15 protein-coding genes and 1 pseudogene are annotated in these 19,661 nt (G+C 41.3%); 14 read left to right on the plus strand and 2 right to left on the minus strand.

All coding sequences use genetic code 11. The features are described from left to right. From G622_RS23660 to G622_RS0118470, 8 genes and pseudogenes are all read left to right on the plus strand, one after another. Nucleotides 1-408, plus strand: a pseudogene (locus tag G622_RS23660) (hypothetical protein); the annotation flags it as partial. A gap of 399 nt (nt 409-807) precedes the next feature. Beyond that, nucleotides 808-1,761, plus strand: coding sequence for a class I SAM-dependent DNA methyltransferase (locus G622_RS0118440; protein WP_026511903.1), 954 nt, complete (start codon nt 808-810; stop codon nt 1,759-1,761). 106 nt (nt 1,762-1,867) lie between these two features. Then, nucleotides 1,868-3,991: an NAD(+) synthase gene (locus G622_RS0118445; RefSeq protein ID WP_026511904.1), complete on the plus strand. Its 2,124-nt coding sequence runs from the start codon at nt 1,868-1,870 to the stop codon at nt 3,989-3,991. A 173-nt stretch (nt 3,992-4,164) separates the two neighbouring features. Next, nucleotides 4,165-5,526 (plus strand): hypothetical protein, encoded by a 1,362-nt coding sequence (locus tag G622_RS0118450; protein WP_026511905.1) that lies wholly within the window; start codon nt 4,165-4,167, stop codon nt 5,524-5,526. A 369-nt stretch (nt 5,527-5,895) separates the two neighbouring features. Further along, nucleotides 5,896-6,762: a diaminopimelate epimerase gene (gene dapF / locus G622_RS0118455; RefSeq protein WP_026511906.1), complete on the plus strand. Its 867-nt coding sequence runs from the start codon at nt 5,896-5,898 to the stop codon at nt 6,760-6,762. A 229-nt stretch (nt 6,763-6,991) separates the two neighbouring features. Further along, nucleotides 6,992-7,444 carry an ACT domain-containing protein gene (locus G622_RS0118460; RefSeq protein ID WP_026511907.1) on the plus strand — a complete coding sequence of 151 codons (453 nt, stop codon included), beginning with the start codon at nt 6,992-6,994 and terminating at the stop codon, nt 7,442-7,444. Nucleotides 7,445-7,571: 127 nt separating this feature from the next. After that, on the plus strand, nt 7,572-8,777 hold the full coding sequence (locus G622_RS0118465; protein ID WP_026511908.1) for a homoserine dehydrogenase: 1,206 nt from the start codon (nt 7,572-7,574) through the stop codon (nt 8,775-8,777). 51 nt (nt 8,778-8,828) lie between these two features. Then, entirely contained in the window at nt 8,829-10,148 is a 1,320-nt protein-coding gene (locus G622_RS0118470; protein ID WP_026511909.1) for an aspartate kinase, read from the plus strand. 65 nt (nt 10,149-10,213) lie between these two features. Here G622_RS0118470 and G622_RS0118475 read toward each other — a convergent pair whose 3' ends face one another. Beyond that, entirely contained in the window at nt 10,214-10,966 is a 753-nt protein-coding gene (locus G622_RS0118475; protein WP_026511910.1) for a hypothetical protein, read from the minus strand. A 214-nt stretch (nt 10,967-11,180) separates the two neighbouring features. On the opposite strand from G622_RS0118475, the gene G622_RS0118480 reads away from it, so the two are divergent. From G622_RS0118480 to G622_RS0118500, 5 genes are all read left to right on the plus strand, one after another. Beyond that, nucleotides 11,181-11,690, plus strand: coding sequence for a DUF6106 family protein (locus G622_RS0118480; RefSeq protein ID WP_026511911.1), 510 nt, complete (start codon nt 11,181-11,183; stop codon nt 11,688-11,690). A 14-nt stretch (nt 11,691-11,704) separates the two neighbouring features. Further along, entirely contained in the window at nt 11,705-13,159 is a 1,455-nt protein-coding gene (guaB, locus tag G622_RS0118485) for an IMP dehydrogenase (protein ID WP_026511912.1), read from the plus strand. A gap of 265 nt (nt 13,160-13,424) precedes the next feature. Further along, complete coding sequence (locus G622_RS23665; RefSeq protein ID WP_044958080.1) at nt 13,425-16,091, plus strand: bifunctional diguanylate cyclase/phosphodiesterase; 2,667 nt, start codon at nt 13,425-13,427, stop codon at nt 16,089-16,091. 118 nt (nt 16,092-16,209) lie between these two features. Continuing rightward, nucleotides 16,210-17,871: a glutamine--tRNA ligase/YqeY domain fusion protein gene (locus G622_RS0118495; protein WP_026511913.1), complete on the plus strand. Its 1,662-nt coding sequence runs from the start codon at nt 16,210-16,212 to the stop codon at nt 17,869-17,871. Nucleotides 17,872-17,913: 42 nt separating this feature from the next. Then, a complete protein-coding gene (locus tag G622_RS0118500; RefSeq protein ID WP_026511914.1) occupies nt 17,914-18,780 on the plus strand; it encodes a DUF2225 domain-containing protein in 867 nt (288 codons plus the stop codon). Nucleotides 18,781-18,845: 65 nt separating this feature from the next. Here the strand turns inward: G622_RS0118500 and G622_RS24930 are convergent, their stop codons facing one another. After that, the gene (locus G622_RS24930; RefSeq protein WP_049945958.1) at nt 18,846-19,196 is read right to left on the minus strand and encodes a hypothetical protein; all 351 of its coding nucleotides are present in this window, start codon (nt 19,194-19,196) and stop codon (nt 18,846-18,848) included. A 255-nt stretch (nt 19,197-19,451) separates the two neighbouring features. Between G622_RS24930 and G622_RS0118510 the strand changes: the two genes are divergently transcribed. Next, nucleotides 19,452-19,661 (plus strand): hypothetical protein (locus G622_RS0118510; RefSeq protein ID WP_442855613.1); only part of this gene is annotated, 210 nt, incomplete at its 3' end.

Raw genomic sequence — 19,661 nt, forward strand, 5'->3', positions numbered from 1 at the left:
AAAAACGATAAAGGTAAGTTCAATAAGAAAAAACGTTTCGGTAAGTCTGTAAAGAACAGATGCCCCGGTGGTTTCCAGACCACATTGGAAAGAAAATTCAAAGCCACAGGTGGAACTTATATTGAAGTCCCAAACAATTACAGAGCATCACAGTATGACCATACGGCTGATGACTATATAAAAAAGAAGCTCTCCGATAGATTGTATAAACTTCATGATGGCACTGAAGTACAAAGAGACTGGTATTCATCATTCCTGCTCTATTGCTATGAACCTAAAACGCAAAATATAGATAAAGACAAATGTGCTAAGACTTTTGAGGCACAATACAATAAAGAAAAAGCCTTAATCACCTGGATCAAGGCATATAAAATCAAGATATTAAACAGTGGAATTAACGTAGCTTAACAACTTAATAATCAGGGAGATTGACTATACTTCCTTGCTGAAAAGCAGAAATTTACCGCTAATGTGGTCGTTGGACTGCTTGGTAATAAAAGTCCTGATTCAAACAGATTTACACTTGTAACTCCAAAGTCTGAAAATGATGTACGATTACAAGCTACACTTGCCAATCAGAACCCCACGGGCTTGCCCGTGGGTATAGTCAGTTTAGTTATATTGTAATAGAATGATGATAGGTTAAAAGGCCATAATGCGATTATGCTTGCATAAATCACAGCATGCCTTTTTGACCATTACATCATTGAATGATATTGAAGCAATCGCATGAACTGTGCATTGCACTTAGCGAGAAAAATATGACCACTCAACTTTAGGGTGCGCGTTGATTTAAGGAGCCGGATTATGGAAGCATACACCGATTTTGCGAAGGTATATGATGAATTTATGGATGAAACGCCTTATCATGACTGGGCGGAATATATTTCAAAGCTCATAGCTGCATATGGCATTTCAGCACCTTATAAGAAAAAAACAGGTAGCAATAATTCTGACAGCAATGTGGATGGTTCGACCGGAGATGAAGCATCTGAAGATGGTTTATATGATGACGGATTTGATGAAGCTTCCGGGGAGAATGAGGATGCCCTTCTTTTGCAGGAGCAGAATCTCGTTGTTGAACTTGGCTGCGGGACAGGAAGCTTTACAGAGGAGATGGCAGAGCTTGGCTATGACATGATAGGAATCGACTATTCCGGAGAGATGCTTGGAATTGCCAGGAAGAAGATGGAAGAGTCGGGCCATGATATCATGTATCTTGAGCAGGATATGTGTGAGCTTGATCTGTTCTGTACGGCAGGAACCATAGTCAGTGTTTGTGACAGTATTAATTATCTTATTGAGGATGAACAGATCAGGAAGGCATTCACCAAAGTTAATAATTATCTGTATCCGGGCGGGCTTTTTATATTTGATTTTAATACGCTTCATAAATACAGGGATGTTATCGGAAATGTGACAATTGCCGAGAACAGAGAGGATTGCAGCTTTATCTGGGAAAACTTTTTTGATATTGATACGAACATAAATGAATATGATCTGACCTTGTTTGTAAAGCACAAGGAGAGTTCAGGGAGTGATGAAACTGCTGCTGGAATTATGGCTGAGGATCTCTTTGAAAGGTCAATAGAAACTCATCTTCAAAGGGGATATACACTTGATGAGATGAAGGCGTTTATTGAGCAGGCAGGCATGACTTTTATCACTGCGATAGATGCTGATACTCACGAGGAGCCTACGGAAAACAGTGAACGAATTTATGTGCTTGCAAGAGAGCATGGAAAAGATGTTAACAATTAAAGAGCCGGTTACCGTTAGCGCACGACCTTTGGGCGCTTGCGGTATCCTTAGCCGAACGGACTCAGGTCAGATATAAACTAACGTTAATAGAGGTGGTAGATACAATATGAAGGACGGATTTATTAAAGTAGCAGCGGCAACCCCTAAGATAAAGGTTGCAGATCCTTTTTATAATGCTGAGAGAATAATCGAGCAGATGGATGAAGCTGTAAAGAATAATGCAAAGATCGTGGTTTTCCCTGAGCTTTGTGTGACAGGATATACCTGTGGGGATCTTTTTCTGCAGGACACTTTATTACGAGGGGCGCTGGCGGCTCTCAGGAAAATTGTAAAGCACAGCGAGAGCCTTGACGGAGTGTTTTTCGTGGGAGTTCCTATTGAATACAATGGGAAATTGTATAACTGTGCGGCTGTTATAAACAACGGCGAATTAACAGCACTGATTCCCAAGACCTATATACCTAATCATGGCGAATTCTATGAAATGAGACATTTTGAGAGTGCTGACTCTCTGGGAGATGACACTGTGCTGGTGTCTTACAAAGCTATTGGCTTTGATTGTGATGAAGGTGGATGTGATGATGACGATGATGAGGATTGGTGCGAACTTGGAAAGGAGATAATAGATCTTTCCGATGTTGTTAAAGGCCTTAAAATCGGCTGCGAGATCTGTGAGGATTTATGGGTTCCCAATACTCCTGGAACAGAATATGCCCTTCAGGGAGCTACTTTGATTGTAAATCTCTCAGCCTCCAATGACATTGTAGGGAAAGACACTTATAGGAAAAATCTTGTGCAATCTACCAGCGGCCGTCTCATAGCAGGATATATATATGCTTCTGCAGGAGACGGAGAATCCACGCAGGATCTCGTTTTTGGCGGACATAATATTATTGCCGAGAATGGAACCATCCTTGCGGAGCAGAAGCTTTTTGAAAACGGAATCACCTATGCAGATATTGATATAAACCGAATCCTGCATGAAAGAAGAAAAACTACGACCTTTGGCGGAAGGAAAAATGAAGAGGAAATATCGGACATATCCTGTGAAATTAAGTTCGAAGAAACCAGGCTGAGCAGAGTATTTCCTGCTAAACCCTTTGTTCCTTCGTCAGAGTCTGAGCGCACAAAGAGATGTGAGCAGATATTAACGATACAGGCGATGGGATTAAAGAAGAGACTTGAGCATACGGGCTCGAAAGTGGCCGTTATTGGCGTTTCCGGCGGCCTCGATTCAACGCTGGCACTTCTTGTTACCACAAGGGCTTTTGATGTGCTATCCCTCGATCGCAGCGGAATAATAGCTGTTACCATGCCCTGCTTTGGTACAACAGACAGGACCTATCAGAATGCCTGTGAGCTTGCAAGAGCTCTTGGAGCAACCCTTAAGGAGGTTGATATCAAGGAGGCTGTTACAACTCATTTTAGGGACATTGGACAGGATATGAACACGCATGATGTGACCTATGAGAACAGTCAGGCAAGAGAGCGCACTCAGGTGCTTATGGATATTGCAAACAAGATGAACGGTATGGTTGTAGGAACAGGTGATCTGTCTGAGCTGGCGCTTGGATGGGCAACCTATAACGGTGATCATATGTCCATGTACGGAGTTAATGCAGGTGTTCCCAAAACACTTGTGAGACATCTGGTTAAGTACTACGCTGACAATTGCATTGATTTGGCTTCAGGATTCAAGGCAGATAGCAAAGTACAGGAAAAGAAGGCCTCAGGTAAAAAGTCATCGGATAAAAAGGCATCCGATAAGAAGATTGCAGATAAAGAGACTGCTCAGAAGATAAAGCAGCTGGAGCTGGTAAATAAGGTCCTTCTTGACGTTCTGGATACACCTGTAAGTCCTGAGCTGTTGCCGCCTACCGATGGGAAAATTTCCCAGGAAACTGAGTCGATTGTCGGCCCTTATGAGCTTCATGACTTTTTCCTTTACTATATGCTTCGATGCGGATTTACCAAGGAAAAGATACGCAGGATAGCCTATAAGACCTTTTGCGATGATGTTAAGAACAGAGAAAAAGATACAGAAAATACAGATGGATTCTATGACTATGAAACCATAGACAAGTGGCTTGATATATTCTGCAGACGCTTTTTTACACAGCAGTTTAAGAGAAGCTGTCTTCCTGATGGCCCCAAAGTCGGCTCGGTTGCAGTGTCTCCAAGAGGTGATCTGAGGATGCCTTCAGATGCAAGTTTTGCGCTGTGGATGTGATTTTTTTCCGAATCTTAAATTTATATAAAAAAACTATGCGTGTCCCTTAAATGTACATGACATTTTTGTGACACGCATCTTTTTTGTTGTGTACAATGCTATAATGACTGCACAGAAACCCGTAGTTTAGTGGGGATGGAGTTTCCCGCACCGCCATGTAAAGGAGTGCGCTTATGAAGAAAAGAATTTACCCGGCTGTGCTGACATTGATGATAGCCTTTTTATTTATACCTGTATCTGTAAAGGCTGCGAATGTAACAGAAGCAATGTACACAGATGGCTTTGAAAAGGCTTCAGATTATGACAAATATGCTGCAGGGGATAAATCCCTTATTGATACTAATGTGTGGGTTGAAGGCGATGCTAAGGGCTATGATGAGGCATCAAATTCTATCATCATAAAGACCGATTCCGGTAACTGGTCAGTATATTGTGGAAAGGATGGCACTGAGAGCTTTAAAGAGCTTATAAAGCAGGTTCCGGGAAAGAAGATAAGAGTCTTTGGAAAATATCAGGGAATTGATGAATCACTTAATATTCCTCGGGTTAATTTCCTTTATGACAATGTAATAGAGGCGGCTTACAGACTTGAATCTACCGATAACGATTTCAGAATTTCCTACCTCGATTATGCTATTGGAATGCCTGATTTGGATACGGAAAAGACATACTACGGCATGAACTTTAAATCATCCTCATCATTTACGCAAAAGGGCGACAGTGAAACGGATTATTATTATTTTGATGCTCAGACACCTGCTTTTATAATGCTTCATGCGGAGGATCTCAGTGACCCGGTATATAAATCATATTCTGAGGATACTATTCTAGACACTTTTGTCAGTGTCTATACAGATAACAATGATACGGTTTTCAAAAACGAGAGAACAAATATCGGCGGCATGAGATGTGCTATAGTGGAGTCTACTTTCAGTGATGAAAAGCTGCCTTGCAGCATGAGCCTTTACAGTGTAATGGCAATTGCAAATGATCACTGTTATTATCTTGGATGCACTCAGCCGTATCTTTCTACCGAGACCTTTAAGAGCGTGATCCCCGCAATGCTTGAAAATGTAAGTTTTCAAAATGAGGCAGATAGTACGAAACTGAATGCTGACAATGAAGGCGCAGAAAAAATAGATGAGGCTCCAGCTGATGATAAGACAGCTGATACAGCAGGTACTGATAAAACGGCTTTGGAGGAGCCTTTGGGAAAAGCCGGCACCAATAATACTGAAGGCGAGACAGAGAAAAAAGATGTTCCTACCAAGGCAGAGGTTGTCGGGCTTTATACCATGACACTAGAACTGGTTCACGGATCAGGACAAACCACAAAAGATACAGGTGAGAATTTGTATTTTGGTGAAAAGGACCTTACAAATTACGATGAAACAACAGGTGTATGCACTGTTGAGGAGGAAAACTTTTCAATGGTACTGACCTTTGAGTATGACAAGGACAGACGTATCATGTGTCATGGATCTGTTACATCAGGCGATAACGTGGGTTCCATAATTGGACTAAAGACAAGCTGAACTTATCTGTTTTATCTTGAAATAGAGGAATCGATTTGGGTGGATAATCCCCGGGCTTTATGGTCCGGGGATTATTAATGCCCTGGTGTCAGGCAAAATTCTGATGGAAATTTGGGAGCTTTCTTTGACATCACCAAAATGTAACGAGTATAATCGTAGCTAAGTATAGCATCGGATATCGTAGGATTTGCTTGGAACACGGGCTACGGAGAGGCTTTTGGGGGTAAACAGGCAATAAAGTGATCCGGTTATTTAAGAAATAATGTTCCGGTACCGTCCGGGAATGCGAAGCATGACTGAGTGACTGTACTGGCAGCAGATAGGTCTTGGTCAGACAAAACATTTATTTAAGATGAGGAGAATTGATTTATGCACTTTACAAAAATGCACGGCTGCGGAAACGATTATATTTACATAGATGGCAGCAAGGAAAAAGTTGAAAAAGAAGATAAGCCTGATCTTGTCAGATTGTTAAGTGACAGACATTTTGGAATCGGCGGAGATGGCGTTATTTTCATAAACACAATAGGGGATGAGCAGGCTGATTTTGAGATGGAAATGTACAATGCAGACGGTTCATATTCTGAGATGTGCGGAAACGGAATCCGCTGCGTTGCAAAATTCGTTTATGATAAGGGACTTACAGACAAGAAAAAGCTGCGCATTGTAAGTGGCGGCAGAGTAAGAATCCTTGATCTTAAGACAGAGGATGATATGGTTACAAGTGTCAGAGTAAACATGGGTGCACCTATACTCACACCTTCAGAGATTCCTGTAAAGCTTCCTGACGAAAAGGCCATGAAGAAAAATGAAGTTGTCAATTATCCCATCAAAGTAATGGACAAGGAATATTCAGTGACATGTGTATCTATGGGTAATCCCCACGCAGTTGTTTTCCTTAACAGAGGTGAGGACATAGATTCAATGAATCTTGAAAAAATTGGCCCCAGATTTGAGCATCATTCTTTCTTTCCGAAGGGGATAAATACAGAGTTTGTTTCCATAGATGACCGTGAAAACGTGCATATGCGTGTATGGGAGCGTGGTACGGGAGAAACCCTTGCCTGCGGAACAGGGTGCTGCGCAACTGTTGTTGCATGTGTGCTTAACGACCATACCTCAGACAATATAACAGTTCATGTCAGAGGCGGAGAAATAAAATGTAAATGGGACAGGGAACAGAATGTGGTTTACATGACCGGTCCTGCAACCACTGTATTTGAAGGAGATGTGTAATGCATCTCCTTTTTTATCCATTGCGAGAAAATGTTTTGACAAGTTTTCGTATTTTAACAATTTAAAACGTTAAAGTGCTTGCATTGTATTTTGTTATGTGATAATATCGTTCATGGACGCACAAATGTCCGCGGTACAAAAACAAAACACAAAAATGTTTTTGACTCAGACATATTGATCATATGTGCGTGGTAAATCTTACAACAATCTTCCATGAGGAAATATTATTATGAAAGAAGAAACAGCATACTACGTGCTGAAAAAGCAGGCTGTGCCGGATGTTTTGCTAAAGGTGCTTGAAGCTAAGAAGCTTATAGACACCGGTAAATGCAAAACGGTTAATGAGGCAGCAGAGAGGCTTGGTATCAGCAGAAGCTCTTTCTATAAATACAAAGACGATATATACGAATTCCACGACAGTCTGCAGGGAACAACACTTACGTTAAATCTCCAGATGGATGACGAGCTGGGAGTTCTGTCGGATGTTCTTAGGATAATATCAGGCTGCGGAGCCAATATTCTGACGGTGCATCAGGCGATTCCCTATAACGGGGTTGCGGCGTTGTCGGTTGGAATACAGGTTTTACCCACCACCAGCGATATGGCTGACATGATTGGCAAATTACAGTCAGCATCAAAAGTACATAACGTACAGATAATCGGAAGAAATGCAGAGGTTTGAGAAACTGAAGCTTCGGAGCGCTTATGCAGATTTGTGCAGGACTGGTACAACTTCATGAATGCAATAAGAATTGCGCTCAATAACAATATATGAGGATGAAAAAATTATCTAGCAGGAGGAAATCAAAATGGCAAAGATTGCAGTATTAGGTTACGGCACGGTTGGAAGCGGTGTCGCTGAGGTTCTGGATGTTAATGGAGCCTGTGTTGAGGATAGCGCAGGTGAGGCAATAGATATTAAATATATACTGGATCTTCGTGATTTTCCCGGGGATAAGCATGAGAGCCAGGTTGTACACGATTTTGATGTAATCCTGAATGACCCTGAGATCGAGGTTGTCTGCGAGACTATGGGAGGTATAGAGCCTGCTTTTACTTTTGAGAAGAAGGCGCTTGAGAGCGGCAAGAGCGTATGCACTTCCAACAAAGAGCTGGTAGCTGCTCATGGACCTGAGCTTGTGGAGCTTGCGAAGAAGAACAATGTAAGCTATCTTTTCGAAGCAAGTGTAGGCGGCGGAATACCCGTTCTTCGTTCAATGAATGATTCCATAAGACATGAGAGACTTGATTCCATCACCGGAATCCTCAATGGTACAACCAATTACATTCTCACAAAAATGGATCAGGAGGGAGCTGATTTTGACAGCGTCCTTAAGGCAGCACAGGATAAAGGCTATGCTGAAAGGAATCCCGAGGCAGATATAGAAGGGTACGATGCCTGCAGAAAGACAGCAATCCTTGCATCAATTATGAGCGGACAGTTTGTAAAATACGAGGACATCTACACTGAGGGGATCACTAAAATTACCGGTGAAGATTTCGAGTATGCCAGAAGCATGAATATGGCGATCAAGCTTCTTGGAAGCTGCAGAAGAAAGGATGATAAGTTCTTTGCGATGGTTGCTCCGTTCCTTATCCCTTTTGATGAGGCGCTCGCGAATGTTAATGGAGTCTTCAATGCAATCAGTCTTCATGGGAACATGCTCGGTGATGTGATGTATTACGGCAAAGGCGCAGGTAAGAAAGCAACAGCATCAGCGGTGGTTGCGGATGTGATCGATATCGTAAGACATAAAGGAAAGCACATTGACTGGAATCTCAGAAACGTTCCTGCTGAGGTGGCTTCAATAAATGATGATATCAGAGTCTTCTTTGTAAGATGTGATGCATCCGGCGAAAATAGTGCTAAAGAGCTTTTCGGAGAAGTTAATGCAGTAACTGCTAAAAACGTTGAAGGTGAATTTGCTTTTGTCACACCTGAGATGAAGGAAAAAGACTTCAGGGAAAAATTCGAGAAGCTTGATGGAGCAAAGAGCTATCTTAGATTATTGTGATTTTGCATGAATTAAAAATTTTTATTTATAGATGAGGAGATTTTTGAAAAAATGAGCAAGGTAGTAAAATTCGGTGGTAGCTCATGCGCCGATGCAAAGCAGTTTCAGAAGGTTGGTGATATCGTAAGGGCTGACAAGGAGCGCAGATATGTGGTTGTATCTGCTCCGGGAAAAAGAACAAACCTTGATACAAAGGTTACGGATATGCTCTATCAGACTTACGAGCTGGCTGAAAAAGGAAAGGATTTTTCAAAGGAACTTGCAGCAATCGAGAGCAGATTCAATGAGATTATTAAAGGTCTTAAATTAAAGCTTTCTCTCAAAGAGGAGTTTGAGGAAATTGAAAAGAATTTTAAGGCTAAAGCCGGAAGCGACTATGCAGCGTCAAGAGGTGAATACTTAAACGGTAAGATAATGGCGCAGTACCTTGGATTTGAATATATTGATCCTGCTGAGGTTGTTTTATTTGATGAAGACGGAAGCTTTGATGCCGAAATCACAAACCGCAGAATGGCAAAGAGACTTGCAGGTGTTGAGAATGCGGTTGTTTCAGGATTCTATGGAGCTTATGAAGATGGAAGAATCAAGACTTTCTCAAGGGGTGGCTCAGACATAACAGGATCAATCATTGCCAGAGCAATACATGCGGATGTTTATGAGAACTGGACAGATGTTTCTGGATTCCTTGTAGCAGATCCGAGAATCATTGACAGACCTGCTCAGATTGAGACAATCACATACACAGAGCTTCGAGAGCTTGCATATATGGGTGCTTCGGTTCTTCATGAGGATGCAATCTTCCCTGTAAGAAAAGAGGGGATTCCGATCAACATCAGAAATACAAACAGACCGGAGGACAGTGGAACCTGGATCGTTGAGTCAACTGCCAAGAAGTCAAAGTTTACAATCACAGGTATTGCCGGAAGAAAAGGCTTCTGCTGTGTGAATATCCTTAAGGATATGATGAACTCTGAGATAGGATTTGTAAGAAAGGTTCTTCAGGCATTTGAAGATCAGAACATTTCCATTGAACATGTTCCGTCAGGAATCGACACCATGACAGTTTTCGTTGAACAGAACGAATTCATAGACAAGGAACAGGCTGTTGTTTCTGAGATCCATCGCCTTGCAAAACCTGATCTTCTTGAGATTGAATCAGACCTGGCCCTCATCGCAGTGGTTGGCCGTGGAATGAAGAGACAGCGCGGAACAGCCGCAAGAATATTCTCAGCTTTGGCTCATGTAAATGTAAACTGCCGAATGATCGATCAGGGCTCTTCAGAGCTTAACATCATCATTGGAGTTGAGAATCGTGATTTTGAAAAAGCAATAAAAGCTATATACGATATTTTCGTAATGACACAGCTTTAATATCGAACATAAAAAGGAGCACCTTTATTGGGTGCTCCTGATTTTTTGAAATGATTTTGGAAAAATTATTTTAAAAGATATCTTATGAAATCTGCTGCAGTTTCTGATCTTTCACTTGCTGTTGCAAGTCCTATTATGGGAGCTTGTCCGGGATAGTAGGAAATGGCAGTAAGATGCGGGTTATCCTTAAGTATGATTCCGACAGGGATAAGCTCTGACGGATCAGATACCGGAAGATCCTCTTTTTTTGATGATTCGGGATTTAAGGCATCGTTCTCTAATTCACTATAGGGTTGATTGCTGTGATACTGCGCGGGATCAACGTAAAATACCAGATCTCCAAGGGCGTTCAGTTCGCTTTCTGTAAAGTATTCTCTTAAGTCAACGAACATTTCATTTTTAGAATAGTTATCAAAAATAGTTTCGTCTGCCATTATGAGGTCCAGGTCTTTGGCAGCAATCATAGCGTAGATTCTCTCTGAATTTGCTATGGTATACTGGTCGGGATTTTGCATATCTATTGTCGATGATGCGTCAATTGAAATATTAAATTTTGTTGTGTCGATACCCTCATATTCAGCAAAGCCGGCTATCAGAGTATCGGGTTCCTCCATGCTTGCGGTGTTTACGAAAGTCGCTGAAAGTGCATAGGGCTTTTGAGATGTAATATCATGTACAAGTGATATGATTGTAGCCAGTGCTATAACTCCAACAATTACATGAATCTTGTAGTAATCCCAAAAATAATCCCAGTGAGCTTTAAACCCCATACCTTTCAAGGCTTGCCACTGGTTTCGTTTTTCTTCGTTGATATTCATTTTTTCTGTTTCTCCTTAAACTAACGTTAGTCTATTATATGACTAACTCCGATAGGATGCCAGTACCGTTATCTACCCATTTTGTTAATGGCCGGCTCCTTAAAAAACACCCTGTCAGGAATTTTTTTCATTAACTTTAAATTCGATTCTTGACGAGCGATTACAGTTAATATATCATAACGTTTAAAAAATATGGAAGGGAAAGTGCAAAAAAATGATGAATGACAATAGCTATGTTGAGCTCTTGATTGCCAGAAAGCCTCAGCCACTTATGGTATTTCTTAAGTATCTGACAATTCTAATGGCAGTATTTTCATTTCTTTTGGGGTTCTTGAGCGGCAATATTTTATTCATGATCCTTTTTGTTGCATTTGCAGTGGGAGCATATTTTATTTCACTCAATGCATCGATCGAGTTTGAATATCAGTATTGTGAGCGAGAGATTACAGTCGATAAAATTCTTAACAAGAGTAAGAGAAAAAGGGTAGCAACTTTCGAAACAGAGCGTATGGAAGTTATTGCGCCATCTAGGTCCTATCATCTGGACGAATATCGTAATAAAGACAATTATAGAAAACTTGATTTTTCATCAGGTGAGGTGCAGCAGCCTGATGTAACATATACAATGTATTATGACGGTAGGGAAAAAGTTATACTTGAACCTAACAAAGAGCTTATTGATGCGTTGAAAAACGTTGCACCACGTAAAGTATTCACTGACTGAAAAAGGAGATAATAATGGGACAGATTATTGGCGAAGGAATTACATTTGATGACGTACTTTTGGTACCTGCATATTCACAGGTGGTACCTAATATGATTGATGTTAGTACACATCTCACAAAGAAGCTGAGACTGAACATTCCTATGATGAGTGCAGGTATGGATACTGTTACGGAACATAGAATGGCTATTGCTATGGCTCGTCAGGGCGGAATCGGTATTATTCACAAAAACATGTCAATCGAAGCTCAGGCTGATGAGGTAGACAAGGTTAAGAGATCAGAAAATGGTGTTATCACTGATCCTTTTTCACTTTCACCCGATCATACACTTGCAGATGCTGATGCACTTATGGCAAAATTCCGTATTTCAGGTGTTCCGATCACTGAGGGAAGAAAGCTTGTTGGAATTATTACAAACAGAGATCTTAAGTTTGAGCAGAACTTTGATCAGAAAATCCGTGCAGTTATGACTAGTGAAAATCTTGTAACTGCAAAGGCTGGTATCACACTTGAGGAAGCAAAGCAGATCCTTGGAAAATCCAAGAAGGAGAAGCTCCCTCTTGTAGATGATGATTACAATCTTGTAGGACTTATTACAATTAAAGATATTGAGAAGACAATCAAGTATCCTCTTGCTGCAAAGGACGATCAGGGAAGACTTCTCTGTGGAGCAGGTGTCGGAATCAGTGCCAACGTTCTTGACCGTGTAGGTGCACTTGTTGATGCAAAGGTTGACTGTGTAGTTCTTGATTCAGCTCATGGACATTCTGAGAACGTGCTCAGATGCCTGAGAATGATCAAGGAGAAATATCCTGATCTTCAGGTTGTAGCAGGTAATGTTGCAACAGCAGCTGCTACAAAGGCACTTATTGAGGCTGGCGCAGATGCAGTTAAGGTTGGTATCGGACCCGGATCTATCTGTACAACCCGTGTAGTTGCAGGTATTGGTGTTCCTCAGGTATCCGCTATTATGGATTGTTATTCTGTAGCAAAAGAATACGGTATTCCGATTATTGCAGACGGTGGTATCAAGTACTCAGGTGATATCACAAAGGCAGTAGCTGCAGGCGGTAGCGTTGTAATGATGGGTTCAATGTTTGCAGGCTGTGATGAGGCTCCCGGTGATTTTGAACTTTTCCAGGGAAGAAAATATAAAGTATATCGTGGCATGGGTTCAATCTCAGCTATGGAGAACGGCTCTAAGGATCGTTATTTCCAGGAAGGTGCTAAGAAGCTTGTACCTGAAGGAGTTGAGGGACGTGTTGCATACAAGGGAACTGTTGAAGATACAGTATTCCAGCTCATCGGCGGTTTGAGAGCCGGCATGGGATATTGCGGATGCGAGACTATCCCTGAGCTTAATGAAAACGGAAAGTTCATCAAGATGACAAGCGCTGCACTTAAGGAAAGCCATCCTCATGATATTCATATCACTAAGGAAGCACCTAACTATAGCGTTGACGAATAATCTTAATTTTGATATTTTACGCCTTCTTCTGTTATGGAAGAAGGCGTTTTTTGTTCAATAGGAAATTCCTTCGGATTTCCTATTGAATAAAAAGCGCTCCGCTATGGATGCGACTGGTGCGCAGATGAATTTTGCAAGCTAAAGCTTGCGCGCACCAGCGCGCAAAGAGTCGCGAGCGACTCTTTGTTCTCAAAAATTAAGTCATCGATTATCTCTGAAGAAGTGGTATAATAGACTTCAAAGAATCTTAAGGAGAGTACATCTTTTGGAGCCAGCCAGCACAAAGAATTCCGGTAATTATATAAAGATTAGGGATAAAGAGCTTCGAAGATGGCAGGATAGTTTTGCTGCCATGTCTGGAGTGTATTTGTGCTGCCTTGATTCTAAAGGTGAAAAGATAACTGATTATTCAGGAGACCTTTTGGAAATCCCGACTATAAAAAGAGCAGTGGATGATATTCATATCAGGAATATTTTTCAGAGGGTGACAGAAGGAGACCTGGAGGATCAGGCGGTAGAGCGTACCCCCATTCCTAATTTACGGGTCGCAGCCGTGGCTGCCAAGCTTGATGGTAAGGCGCAGGTTGTGTGGATCGTATGCGCAGTTTTAAAGGATGCGGAATATGAGCCGGAGTTATATACTGAGTCACCTATAACAGATTTTTCATATATGACAACGGAGAAAGAGTTCTATAACTCACTTGATTTTCTGCGTGTAACATCGCTTGCAGTTGTCAGGGCTCTGAAATCCGAGAATCAGGCAGCAGCTTCAACTGCTGAGAATTTTAAACGCACGGAGGATTTCAAGGTTTCCTTCCACAGAGCTGAGCTCATGACGGAAATCGTATCACTTCTCGATAGCGATGATGAGATAGAGGATATTATGACGCAGATACTTATGAAGATCTGCGAATATCTTGATATAAGCAATGCTTTTATCTGCCGGATGCACACTGAAGATGATCTGATGGACATAGTAGTTCAGTGGACAGGGCAGGATATATACAGATTGTTTGAAGAGGACAGGGATCTTGAGAAGTGCTGGTTCCTGGGCAGGAATCATATGGTTGCGGTATCACCGAGCACCACTATGAATTCCGGAGAAAAGGAACAGTTGGAAGACCTTGGAATCAAGGCTGTTGTGTCGGTTCCGATCTCAATATCCGATCAGACACCTTTTTATGCATGTTTTGCTGAGACAAGAGAGGATAAGAGGAACAAAGACTGGATCGTTGATGACATAAAATTTATCAATGATTCTATCAAAATCCTTCAGAACATCATAACGAAGAGGCTTCAGAAGAATTCAATAGCCAGCTCTTTTCAGTCATTGGAAGCTGTCCTTGATAATGTGGGAAGTTCAATTTATGTCCGCTGCATGAAAACGGATGAACTTCTTTTTGCCAACAGAAGTCTTAAAAAGCATTTTGCAAAAGAGCTGCAGAAAAACACACTTAAAGAATTGTTTGAGGGAAATATTCCTCCTCGTTCCCACAGCGGGAACTATGAGATTTATTACGAAGCAAAGGAACGCTGGTATGATCTTTATTACACCCGGATAAAATGGGTTGATGGAAGACTTGTTTCTTTGTGTGCGATTTATGAGATAACCGAGAAAAAAATATATCAAAAGCGGATCGAACAACAGGCTTACACCGATTTTTTGACAGGACTTTTCAACAGACTATGCTGTGAACGGGACCTTGTAACCTATGTTGATCAGGCTAAAAAGAATAATTCCAAGGGTATGCTGATGTATCTCGACCTCGATGATTTCAAGAAAATCAATGATGGCCTGGGACATCAGTATGGCGATGTGCTTTTACAGGATATTTCCTCTGCGATAAAGAGTATCGATGGAGTTCAGAATTCATGCTATAGGATGGGCGGCGATGAATTTGTAATCATAGTTCCGCCGGAGAGCTATAACAAGCTTGATAGCATTCTGGAGGAGATAAGAAGAGTTTTTGCGACGCCCTGGTATCTGAAGGATGGCGAGTATTACTGCACTATGAGTATGGGTACGGTTGAATTCCCTACTGCAGGTGATACGGTTGAGGAGCTTATAAGGAAATCTGATATTGCAATGTATGAGGCCAAGAAGTCCGGAAAGAACAGGATCTCACAGTATTCAGAGAGCATTGATGCATCAACGATAAGACGCCTTGACATGGAAAAAGCCATGTATAAAGCAGTTGAAGATAATTGTAAGGAATTCACTGTACATTTCCAGCCAATGATGGATATTTTGGGGAATAAGCCAAAACTTGTGGCTGCAGAGGCTTTTGTCAGATGGAACAGCAAAATCCTTGGTAATGTAAGCCCCGGAGAGTTTATTTCTCTTGCTGAGTATCTGGGACTTATCAATCCGATTGGAGAGCATGTGTTCAGGGAAGCAGCCAAGTGCTGTGGCAAATGGAGTAAAAAGTTAAAGCGGAAGATAAATATACATGTAAATATGTCTGTAGTGCAGCTTATGCAGCCTGATATATCAGATAAGCTTAAGTCAGCTGTGGAAGATGCCGGCATAGAGCCAAGACAACTCATACTCGATGTGAGAGAGGCGCTTACAATGAACAACACTGAGCGTACTAAGGGAGCGATGGAAAACATCAGTAAGCTTGGAGTGAGACTTTGTCTTGACGATTTTGGAACAGGCTACAGCTCAATAAGCGGCCTCCGGGCTCTTCCTTTTGCAGCGGTGAAGATAGACAGGACAATCTCCTCAGTTCTTGGAAAGCAGGAATATGCCCGTTCTCTTATTGCATCTTTGATGGATTTATCCGGAGCAATCGGTGCTAAAGTATGTGTCGAGGGTGTGGAAAACGGGGAACAGGTAAAAATCCTCAAGGAACTTAATGTCCCGCTCAGTCAGGGTGAGTTTTTCGGAAAAGCCTTGCCTTCTGAGGAGTTTGAGAAAAAATATATTTAATGATATGATAATGGCAGTATTTGAAGAGCTGCGATGTGGTATCAGGCTATGAAGCCTTATGCACAGCGGCTTTAAAAGATATTTTAACAAATTATACTAGGAAGTTGGATTTATAAACATGGCAGATGAATCAAGAAATTTTATTGAACAGGAAATTGATAAGGACTTAAAGGAGGGCGTTTACGATCACGTCGTGACAAGATTTCCTCCGGAGCCGAATGGCTTTTTACATATAGGTCATGCTAAGAGTATCTTATTAAACTACGGACTTGCCAAGGAATATAACGGCAAGTTCAATATGAGATTTGACGATACGAACCCCACAAAGGAAAAGTCAGAATTCATGGACGCTATCATTGAGGACGTGAAGTGGCTTGGGGCTGATTATGAGGACAGACTTTATCATGCATCTGATTACTTTGATGAGATGTATGAGAATGCTGTTAAACTCATTAAAAAAGGCAAGGCATATGTTTCAGAGCTTACTGCCGATGAAATGAGAGAGTACAGAGGAACTCTCACTGAGCCCGGTAAAAATGATCCTAACAGGGACAGAAGTGTAGAGGAGAACTTAAGACTCTTTGAAGAAATGAAGAGCGGTAATGTGCCGGATGGTGCTATGACACTCAGAGCAAAGATAGATATGGCATCACCTAATATCAACATGCGTGATCCGATCATCTACAGAGTGGCACATATGACACATGCCCGTACCGGTGATAAGTGGTGCATTTATCCCATGTATGATTTTGCTCATCCCATCGAGGATGCTGTGGAAGGAATTACACATTCCATCTGTACATTGGAATTTGAAGATCACAGACCGCTGTATGACTGGGTTAAGATTGAGTGCGGATATGAGAATCCTCCGCGTCAGATCGAGTTTGCCAAGCTTTATCTTCAGAATGTGGTAACAGGAAAAAGATATATTAAGAAGCTTGTTGAAGACGGAATAGTAGATGGATGGGATGATCCCAGACTTGTTTCCATAGCTGCTTTAAGACGCCGCGGTTTCACACCTGAATCAATTCAGAAATTTGTTGAGCTTTGCGGAGTAAGTAAGGCTAATTCTACAGCGGATTACGCTATGCTTGAGTACTGTATCCGTGAAGACTTAAAGCCCAAGGCTAAGAGAATGATGGCTATCCTTGATCCGGTTAAGCTTGTTATTGACAACTATCCGGAGGGACAGATTGAGATGCTTCCCATTGAGAACAATAAGGAAGCTCCGGAGCTTGGAAGCAGAGAGATTCCGTTTGGAAAGGAACTCTGGATTGAGCGTGAAGACTTCATGGAGGAACCTCCGAAGAAGTACTTCAGATTGTTCCCCGGCAATGAAGTTCGTCTCATGAATGCTTATTTCGTGACCTGTACAGGATGTGTTAAGGATGAAAACGGTGTTGTTACCGAGATTCACTGCACCTATGATCCTGAGACAAAGGGCGGAGACAGCCCGGATGGAAGAAAGGTAAAGGGGACAATTCATTGGGTATCTGCTGATAAATGTGGTGAAGCAGAGGTTCGCCTTTATGAGAACATCATTGATGAGACTAAGGGCGTTTACAATGATGATGGATCACTTAATTTGAATCCTAATTCCATCACAATAATTAAAAATGCAAAGCTTGAGCCGGAACTTATGGAAGCAAAGGCTTATGATAAATTCCAGTTTGTAAGAAACGGATTTTTCTGTGTTGACAACAAGGACTCTAAGGATGGAGCACCTGTATTCAACAGAATAGTTTCACTTAAGAGTTCATTCGTATTACCTAAGGCATAAATATTGAATTCTTAACATAGTGTTTATATGAGGGAAAATGTCATGGGATTTTTGGACGGATTAAAAAAATTTGGTCTCGGCGCTTTGGACTTGGAAGAGGAAGAACTTTTTGAAGAACCAAAAAAGAAGGTAGAGCCAAAAAAGCAAGAGCCTCCTAAGCCTGTTTCAACCATTGATGAATCCACGCTTGTTTATGACAGAAAGTATACCTGCCCGATATGTGAGGCACCGTTTGTAGCCAAAACTCTTAAATCAGGAAAGGTCAGGATGAGCAGGCAGGATGTGGATTTAAGGCCTGTTTATAAAGAAATTGATCCCATAAAATATGACATAGTAAGCTGCCCCGAGTGTGGCTATTCGGTTTTGGCAAAGCATTTTGGAAATCTGACTAAATTTCAGACTGATGCCGTAAGAGGCAAGATCAGCGAGAACTATAAGCGAAAGGAATATAAAGATCCGATCTATTCCTACGAGGAAGCGAGAATCCGTTATGAGCTTGCCATTGCAACTGCTATGGTCAAAAAGTCCAAGTTTTCAGAAAAAGCATATTTGTGCCTGAAAATGGCATGGCTTATTCGAGGAGAGACGGAACATCTTGATCCTGAAAGTCCTGAGTATGAAGAAAAAAAGAAATCCAATCAGGAGGAAGAGAAGGAATTCTTAAAAAAAGCTCTTGATGGATTTGAACTTGCCAGAATGAAAGAAGCCCAGATTGAAGGGATGGATGAAGCTACATTAGATTATCTTATGGCAGCTCTGGGATTGGAGATTGGAAATTACGACCTTTCAGTCAAACTGCTGGGTAATATAATCGGTTCCAGAACGGCAAATTCCAGAATTAAGGATAAAGCCAGAGATTTAAAAGATGTAGTTCTTCAGAAAGCAAAAGAAGAAAAGGAAAAATCGTAATATAAAAAATGCCGGAAGTTAATCTTCCGGCATTTTTATGATAAAGAAATTTCTTCAGAATTCCTTTAAACTGCTCCGTCGAGCTTTTTCAGGTCATTTACATCATCGTCGTCGTCATCATCAAAGAATTCCTCTGTCTTATCAGGAGTAGGTTCTTCGGAAGAAGACTGCTCAGAGTCATCGGCCAAACTATCATCAGCATTTTCTGATTCACTGTTTGACAGATTTACGTAGCGACGCTTGAAAGGTCCGACTGCTTCATCGTCCTCAAAATCATCGAATTCATCAAAATCTTCAAAATCATCAAAGCCATCTGATAAATCATTATCCCTTTGAGTAAGATAGTAGTAGACACCTGCGGCGGCAGCGCCTGCAGCAGCTGCGAATAAAAACACTTTACCTAAATGCTTAGCCATGTTATCTCCCTTCATATGAAAATATTGGAAGTATTTAAATAAATATTTTCACTTGGTTCTGTCTTTTAAATTTTAATACAATTTATCAGATAAGAAAAGCATTTGAAGCGAAATCATTGAAAAAATACACTTAAAATGCTATATTGAAATGGACTAGTCCGGTCAATTCGGGAGTTTGACAGTTGAATGAATAAATTATACCTTGCAGGCCGCTTGTGGTCTGCATTTTTTATGTCAAATTTTCTGTTTTTATATATGGTATTATATGGTATTGTGTGGTATAATAAGGCATGGAGGATTGTTGGGATGCGAGTTACTACTTCTAAATCTAAAAATGCCGAATCTTTTTATATCACCAAAGGGTATATCAACGATAAGGGTGTCAGCACTTCAACTATTATCAGAAAACTAGGGACATTACAGGAGCTTATCAAAGAACACGGCCCTACAAGGGATGATGTTATG

It is taken from the genome of Butyrivibrio sp. LC3010 (genome assembly GCF_000424385.1).
Taxonomy (GTDB): domain Bacteria; phylum Bacillota; class Clostridia; order Lachnospirales; family Lachnospiraceae; genus Butyrivibrio.